The following is a 6,857-nucleotide window of genomic DNA, read 5'->3' as shown; positions in this document are numbered from 1 at the left end:
CGCTCATCCGCGCGAAGCCGATGTGCAACGCCAAGCCCAGCTTCAGGCTGTCGTTGCGGCGTCGCGCAAGCAACTCGTGCTCGGCGCGACTGAAGCTGAAAAACGCCTGCAGCTCGAACTCGCTAAGTTCGCCCGGAATGTCGCGCAGGCCCAAGTACGACGTCTGCCAGCCTTGCATGGCCGCGCTCCTTGACGATATGGGGGCCGGACACGATACGCCGCAACGAAGTGAACAGCAATGCTCGCAAAATCAACGACTTACCGCACGCACCCCCGCGTCGTTGCTGGCGATCCGATGCGTCACTTTTGACACCGAAAACAAATCGACCCCTACACGAGAGACTTTGACGCTCAGGAATAGTTCAACGAACTTCTAACTCACAACACTAGAGCGCCCAGTGCAAGCTGTCGGCTGGTGTCATCACCCTCGTCGACTACCAAGTCATTTCATGAGACGTATCGATAAATCCTGAGCCTTGGCGACAAGGAGCGAGGGGTTTGGATAAGCCCTTTCCGTACTCGTGCGCCAAGATTCAAATTCAGAGTCCCGGTTCGCGCGTTGCCACGATGATGCGCCGATAGCGACTCTGAGATGGAGGCCATCGTGCCGTACTGAAACTTGGCTATTAGCCGTTTTTAGCGAGACAAAATCATGGAGACAACGCAAGCGAGCAAAGAGGCCGGAGTCGGAAGCAGGAAGCTCTTTGAGAACGACAAAATCATCGTTTGGGACTTTGTTCTGCCCGCAGGCGAAGAGACCCCTGTTCACACGCATGACCATTCGTACATGTGGTTCGCAGTCCAGGGGGCGCCTCTTCAAATCTACGACGAGCATGGGAACGACGTGGGCCTGTTCCCGGTTCCCACCAACGGCATCTTTGAGCTCAAAGTCCAAGACGGCACCATTGAGGTGATGTCGGAGATTGGCAAGGGTGTCAAAGTACCAGCAAAACACAAAGCAAAGAACGTCGGGACCGAGGACTACCGAGAAATTCTGGTGGAGTGGAAGTAGGCCTTTCAGCTCTTCCAGCTGGCAAACCACGCTGGCGCTCCAAGTGTGGGCGTCAGTAGCCGAACCTTCGCTCAGGCAATCCCATTCAAACGGATGGGAGAGCGCCCGCGAGATGTCTTCAAACGACTTCGAGAAGTTTGCGGTATTTGCTGGGCGCAAAACCCTGCATCCCAACGAAGAAGCGCGTGAAGTTTCCAGCCGTATCGAATCCCAGGTCAAAGGCAATGTCCTGCAGGGCGATGTCGCGCTGAGCAACCTTCTGCAGGCTCGCTTCCATCTTCAACATGCTCAGAAACAAGGTGGGCGGCAGTCCGGTCGACTTTTTGAAAAGCCTGAAGAACTGCGCGCGTGACAACCCAGCTAAAGCCGCCATGTCCTCAGGGCTGCTGAGCAAGTCACCGTCGCCAAGCATGCGTTCGACAATCTTTCGAATGCGCGCGTCGTAGTCGCGCTCAACCCGTTCGCTTGCGAGCTGAGGGAGCGTTCGAGGAGGAGACAGCGTGAGAATCTCCGAGAAGATGGATGCGATGAGGTTCTCCATGTCTTGCACGTTCGGCGGCTCGAGCTGCCCGAGCGCATCGAGGACGTCGTCGCGTCCTCGTGCAAGGCGGGGACTCAGAACCTCCACCGGACGCTCGAAGAACTTGGGATGGGTGCTTCCCGCGAAGCGACGGTCAACCTCTTTCAACCAATGCGGGTTGAGGTAGAAGGCGAGCAGGACGGTCTTGGCCCCAGTCTCTCTGTAGTGGTAGTAGTGAGGTTCCCACGCGTTAATCATGAGTGCGCTTTGCGCCGTAACGGGATACTCCTTGGCACCGACGCCAAACTGAATGTCCGCCCCACCTATCTTGAAAACGATGTGACATTCTCTGTGCGCATGGAGGACCATGGAATGGTCCAGGCGCACGAGTATGGCCCTTCCGAATCGGCCATGAATGATGCGTAGAGGGTCGGACATCGAAATCTCCCGAAGAACTCAACCGCGGTTACGACTACCCAAGCCTTGCTACGCAGTCACTTTTTCTGCCTTGGAAGAGCGGTCGGCGGCCTGAAGCGATGCCGATGCTTCAACCAAGAAGAAGCGGGCAACCATTTCCCTTGTGATTTCGATTGCCCGCTTGAGGCTCATGTCGATGTGGTCGGTGAGCGTCTGTAGCGCTTCCTCGGTCTTTCGTAGGGCGATGAAGTCGATGACGTTCATATGCGCATCGAACGACGTAAGGTTCCACGACGACAGCTGCTCGATGTCTACGTGGCGAGCGACGTGGATTCGACGCGTGACGATATCCATGAACGACATGATCTCCTTGTTGTGCGAGAGCGCAATAAGCCTTCGGTGAAATTCTTCATCGGCGAGAACCATGTCTCCGGTGGACATCGCCGCGGATTGCTTCATCACGTCGATCCAGAAACCCTTAACCGAAGCGATGTCGGCGTCTGATGCGCGCTGGATTGCCAGCATCACGGCTCGACGCTCCAGGGCGATGCGAACTTGGTAGAGGTCAAAGACCTCGTCGACGCTGATGGCCTTGCGGTAGAACCCCTTGTTCAAAACGAACTCCAGCAAGCCTTCTGCAGCAAGCCGATTCAGAGCTTCCCGGAGGGTGGCCCTCGCAACACCAAACTGCTCACCGAGTTGCTTTTCATTGATTCGGGCGCCCGGCCTGAAGTCGTACCGCATTGCCCGGTCGCGTAGCTCGTAGTAGAGCCGCTGCACGTTGCTCTCGTCCCTGACTGTCGCAGCTCTCGCAGGCTGCATTTGCTTGGTCTTTGAGGACTTCACGGGCTGGACTGGTTCGAGACCGTCGTTATTCCGCTTCCTTCGCCAACCGCAAAGCCGTGCGCCTTGCCCCTGGAGCGCAGAGAGCTTCTACCAAGGGATTTCCATGACGCCGATTGCATATTCATGAGCTCAAAAGATAAGTGTCGACACTTGTACCGACATAGAGTTATAGAACTTTTACCGGCCTGCTTCAAATGCGAGGTTTCCCTATCCCAGCGGCATTCGGCGCTCGAGCCCTGTCGCCTTCGCGAAGCGCGCCGGTCCGGTCTCAACCCTGAAAGGTCCGAATGAGCCTTCACCCAGTCAGCCTCGACGACAAGTACACCTTCGCCCATGGTCGGGTCTTCATTTCTGGTACCCAGGCACTGGTGCGGCTACCGATGACTCAACACATGCGCGACCGGGCGCACGGGCTCAACTCCGCTGGATACATCACCGGTTACCGCGGTTCGCCACTCGGCACCTTTGACGAGCAGCTCAACAAGGCTGCCAAGCCTCTCGCCGCCCACAACGTCGTGTTCGTGCCAGGTGTAAACGAAGACCTGGCTGCCACGGCGGTCTGGGGTTCGCAGCAAGCCGAGGCCAGCGGAGAAGGAAAGTACGACGGCGTGTTCGCCATGTGGTACGGCAAGGGGCCCGGCGTTGACCGTACGGGTGACGCCTTCCGGCACGGGAACCTGGCGGGCTCATCGAAGCATGGCGGCGTCCTGGTCCTGATGGGCGACGACCACACCTGCGAATCCTCGACGACCTGCCATCAGAGCGAGTTCGCGATGGTAGACGCCATGATTCCCGTGCTGAGCCCCGCCGGCGTCCAGGAAATCCTGGACTTCGGCCTTTTCGGCTGGGCACTGTCTCGCTACAGCGGGTGCTGGGTCGGCATGAAGTGTGTCAAGGACACCGTGGAGGCTACCGCTTCCATCGACGTCGACGTAGACCGCGTTCGCATCGTTCTGCCCGACAACGTGGAAATGCCGGCGGACGGCCTGAACCTCCGCCAGCCCGACACGCCGCACGCCCAGGAAGCCAGGCTGCACCGGCACAAGCTCGAGGCCGTGAAGGCCTTCGCGCGAGCCAACGCCATCGACCGAATCGTCGTGGATGGCGCCTCGGCGAAGCTGGGCATCGTCACACACGGGAAAAGCTACCTCGACGTGCTGCAGGCCCTGCACGACCTGGACCTCACTGAAGAGCAGGCGGGCCAGTTCGGGCTCCGCATCTACAAGGTCGGCATGACCTGGCCCTTGGAGCCCACCGGGGCCGTGCGCTTCGCGGAAGGGCTCCAGAAGGTCATCGTCGTGGAGGAGAAGCGCAGCCTGCTCGAGACCCAGTTCAAGGAGCAGCTCTACGGAAAAGTCGGCGCGCCCGCCATCATCGGGAAGCTCGATGAGGAGGGACAAAGCCTCTTCCAATCGGAAATGGCGCTCGACTCTAACCAAATCGCGGTCGCCATTGCCGAGCGCCTTCTGCAGCTTCACGACGGCAAGCTTGAAGCCTTGCGCCAACGGCTCGATGAGATTCGCTCCATGCGTGTCCCAAAAGGCGTCATCGACATCCTGTCTCGCAGCTTCTACTTCTGCAGCGGCTGTCCCCACAACTCGTCGACGGTGCTCCCGGAAGGCAGCAAGGGCTACGCTGGGATTGGGTGCAGCTGGATGGCCCAGGCGATGGACCGCTCCACCACCGGGTACACGCAGATGGGTGCTGAGGGTATGTCGTGGGTCGGCGAGGCTCCGTTCTCCAAGCGCCAGCACATGTTCCAGAACATCGGCGACGGGACCTACTTTCACTCGGGTCTGCTGGCCATCCGAGCCGCAGTCGCGGCGAAGACCAACATCACCTACAAGATTCTGTTCAACGACGCTGTGGCCATGACGGGAGGTCAGCGCCACGACGGACCGCTTGACGTTCCCACCATCGCGCACCAAGTCCACGCCGAGGGCGTCAAGCGCATCGTGGTCGTCAGCGACGAGCCCGAGAAGTACCCTGCTGGCATCAATTGGCCCCAGGGTTTGACCGTTCACCATCGCGACGACATCAACGTCATCCAGAAGGAGCTGCGGGAGATTGAGGGAGCTACCGCGCTCATCTACGACCAGACCTGCGCTGCGGAGAAGCGACGCCGGCGCAAGCGCGGCAAGTTTCCGGACCCAGCCAAGCGACTGCTTATCAACGACCTCGTCTGCGAAGGGTGTGGCGACTGCGGCGTGAAGTCCAACTGCGTGTCGGTCCAGCCGCTCGAGACAGAGCTAGGTCGCAAGCGGACCATTGACCAGTCGTCCTGCAACAAGGACTACTCCTGCGTGAAGGGCTTCTGCCCCAGCTTCGTTACGGTGCTTGGCGGCTCGCTTCGCAAGCCAGAGCGAGTCGCCGACTCCGGCGGCCTGTTCGTCGCTCTTCCGGAGCCAGAACTGCCATCGCTTGAGCGCGGCGTCTACAGCATCCTCATCACGGGCATGGGCGGCACCGGCGTAGTGACCATCGGCGCGATTCTGGGAATGGCTGCTCACCTTCAAGGCCTGGGCTGTGGCATCCTGGACATGGCAGGTCTTGCGCAGAAAGGCGGCTCAGTATGGAGCCACCTGCGGTTTGGCAAGTCGCCCGAGGCCATCAAGACCATCCGCATCGCGGCCGGAGGTGCAAATCTGGTACTGGGGTGCGACATGATTGTTGCCGGCAACTCGAAGACGCTGGCCGCCACAAGCAAGGGCCGCACGCGCATGGTCGTCAACACCCAGGAGACGATGCCGGGAGAGTTCTCTCGCAAGGCCGACATGCAGTATCCGCGAGGTAGCTTGCAGCGCAACATCGTGGATGCGGTCGGCGCCGAGGGCGCAGACTTCGTGGAGGCTGGGCGCATCGCAACAGCACTGCTGGGTGACGGCATAGCGGCGAACATGTTTATGCTGGGCTTTGCCTACCAGCGCGGATTGATTCCCGTGACAGCCGAAGCGATTGAGAAGGCCATCGAGCTCAACGGCGCGCAGCAGCAGATGAACCGAGACGCCTTTCTGTGGGGACGCCGTACGGTTGTGGACCTTAATGCGGTCGAGCGCATGTTGGCGAACCTCCAGGCCGACCACGGCGCAGGACTCTCGCCCGCAGTCATCGAGGACCTGGAAAAGGCCATTGAGTGGCGCACGCGCTTCTTGACGGACTACCAGAACGAGGCCTATGCCGCGCAATACGCCAGTTATGTGGAGCATGTTCGCAGCATCGAACACAGCAGCTTCCCCGGTCGCACCGACCTCACTCGCGCCGTAGCGAAGTACTACTTCAAGCTGATGGCCATCAAGGACGAGTACGAGGTGGCTCGCCTCTACACCGATACAGGCTTCCTGCAGAGCGTCGAGCGCAAGTTCGAGGGCGATTTCAAGCTGGTGTTCAACCTGGCTCCGCCAATCCTCTCGAAGCGAGACTCCGCAACCGGCGAGCCCAAGAAGCGCGAGTTCGGGCAGTGGGTCATCCCCGCGTTCCGGATTCTGGCGAAGCTGCGTTTCCTGCGTGGAACGACCTTTGACGTCTTTGGCCGCACGGAGGAGCGCCGAACGGAGCGCGCTCTGATTGTGCAGTACAAGTCCATGGTCGACCAAGCGTTGTCGGTCATCGCCTCAACGCGAGACGCCGGTCACTACGACGCGGCAGTCAAGCTGGCGAAGCTGCCGGACGGTATCCGTGGATATGGTCATGTCCGAGCGCGCGGAATCGCAGCTGCTCGTGAGCAGGAGAAGGTACTTCTCGAGACGCTTCAGCGTCGAGTCATAGCGCTGAAGAAGGCGGCGTAGGATGTTCCAAGCGGGTGATTGAGATGCCGCCGGGGTTGAATTCTTATGATGAAGGTCGACTATTTCGAACAGTTGGGCATCGAACTCGCTCCCCTCGTCGATGCCACGCTGGCTGAGCGAGTAAGCACAGAGGCACGCAGGGCGCTTAGCAAGAATGACATGCGCTTTGGACTTGACCCTGTTGCGCGGACGGGTTGGGACTTGATTTTCAAGTCGATCGATAGTCTGCAGCGCAGACTTGTCCACCGGCGGCGTGGCGCATGCCACGCAGACGCCG

6 protein-coding genes are annotated in these 6,857 nt (G+C 59.7%); 3 read left to right on the top strand and 3 right to left on the bottom strand.

What is annotated here, in order from left to right; all coding sequences use genetic code 11:
• The coding region (locus WKW79_RS36595; protein WP_340340129.1) for a DUF4158 domain-containing protein at positions 1–178 on the bottom strand (178 nt) is incomplete at its 3' end.
• 474 nt (positions 179–652) lie between these two features.
• Here WKW79_RS36595 and WKW79_RS36590 point away from each other — a divergent pair.
• The gene (locus WKW79_RS36590; protein ID WP_237677822.1) at positions 653–1,012 is read left to right on the top strand and encodes a cupin domain-containing protein; all 360 of its coding nucleotides are present in this window, start codon (positions 653–655) and stop codon (positions 1,010–1,012) included.
• A 118-nt stretch (positions 1,013–1,130) separates the two neighbouring features.
• Here WKW79_RS36590 and WKW79_RS36585 read toward each other — a convergent pair whose 3' ends face one another.
• Together WKW79_RS36585 and WKW79_RS36580 are read right to left on the bottom strand one after the other, a co-directional pair.
• The gene (locus WKW79_RS36585; RefSeq protein WP_340340128.1) at positions 1,131–1,970 is read right to left on the bottom strand and encodes a helix-turn-helix domain-containing protein; all 840 of its coding nucleotides are present in this window, start codon (positions 1,968–1,970) and stop codon (positions 1,131–1,133) included.
• Positions 1,971–2,018: 48 nt separating this feature from the next.
• Positions 2,019–2,729: a GntR family transcriptional regulator gene (locus WKW79_RS36580; RefSeq protein ID WP_340340127.1), complete on the bottom strand. Its 711-nt coding sequence runs from the start codon at positions 2,727–2,729 to the stop codon at positions 2,019–2,021.
• A 353-nt stretch (positions 2,730–3,082) separates the two neighbouring features.
• Here WKW79_RS36580 and WKW79_RS36575 point away from each other — a divergent pair, with 353 nt between their 5' ends.
• Positions 3,083–6,580, top strand: coding sequence for an indolepyruvate ferredoxin oxidoreductase family protein (locus WKW79_RS36575; protein WP_340340126.1), 3,498 nt, complete (start codon positions 3,083–3,085; stop codon positions 6,578–6,580).
• A 45-nt stretch (positions 6,581–6,625) separates the two neighbouring features.
• A partial coding sequence (locus WKW79_RS36570) for a hypothetical protein (RefSeq protein WP_340340125.1) occupies positions 6,626–6,857 on the top strand: 232 nt, incomplete at its 3' end.

The sequence above is a fragment of the Variovorax robiniae genome (assembly GCF_037889955.1).
Taxonomy (GTDB): Bacteria; Pseudomonadota; Gammaproteobacteria; order Burkholderiales; family Burkholderiaceae_C; genus Variovorax; species Variovorax robiniae.
The sequence above is the reverse complement of the archived record's forward strand: the minus strand, read 5'-3'. Positions and strand labels throughout refer to the sequence as shown.

Bases quoted from the DNA above. Each gene is read 5' to 3' on its own strand.
- WKW79_RS36590 (WP_237677822.1), top strand. From the start codon at position 653: ATGGAGACAACGCAAGCGAGCAAAGAGGCCGGAGTCGGAAGCAGGAAG.
- WKW79_RS36585 (WP_340340128.1), bottom strand. From the start codon at position 1,970: ATGTCCGACCCTCTACGCATCATTCATGGCCGATTCGGAAGGGCCATA.
- WKW79_RS36575 (WP_340340126.1), top strand. From the start codon at position 3,083: ATGAGCCTTCACCCAGTCAGCCTCGACGACAAGTACACCTTCGCCCAT.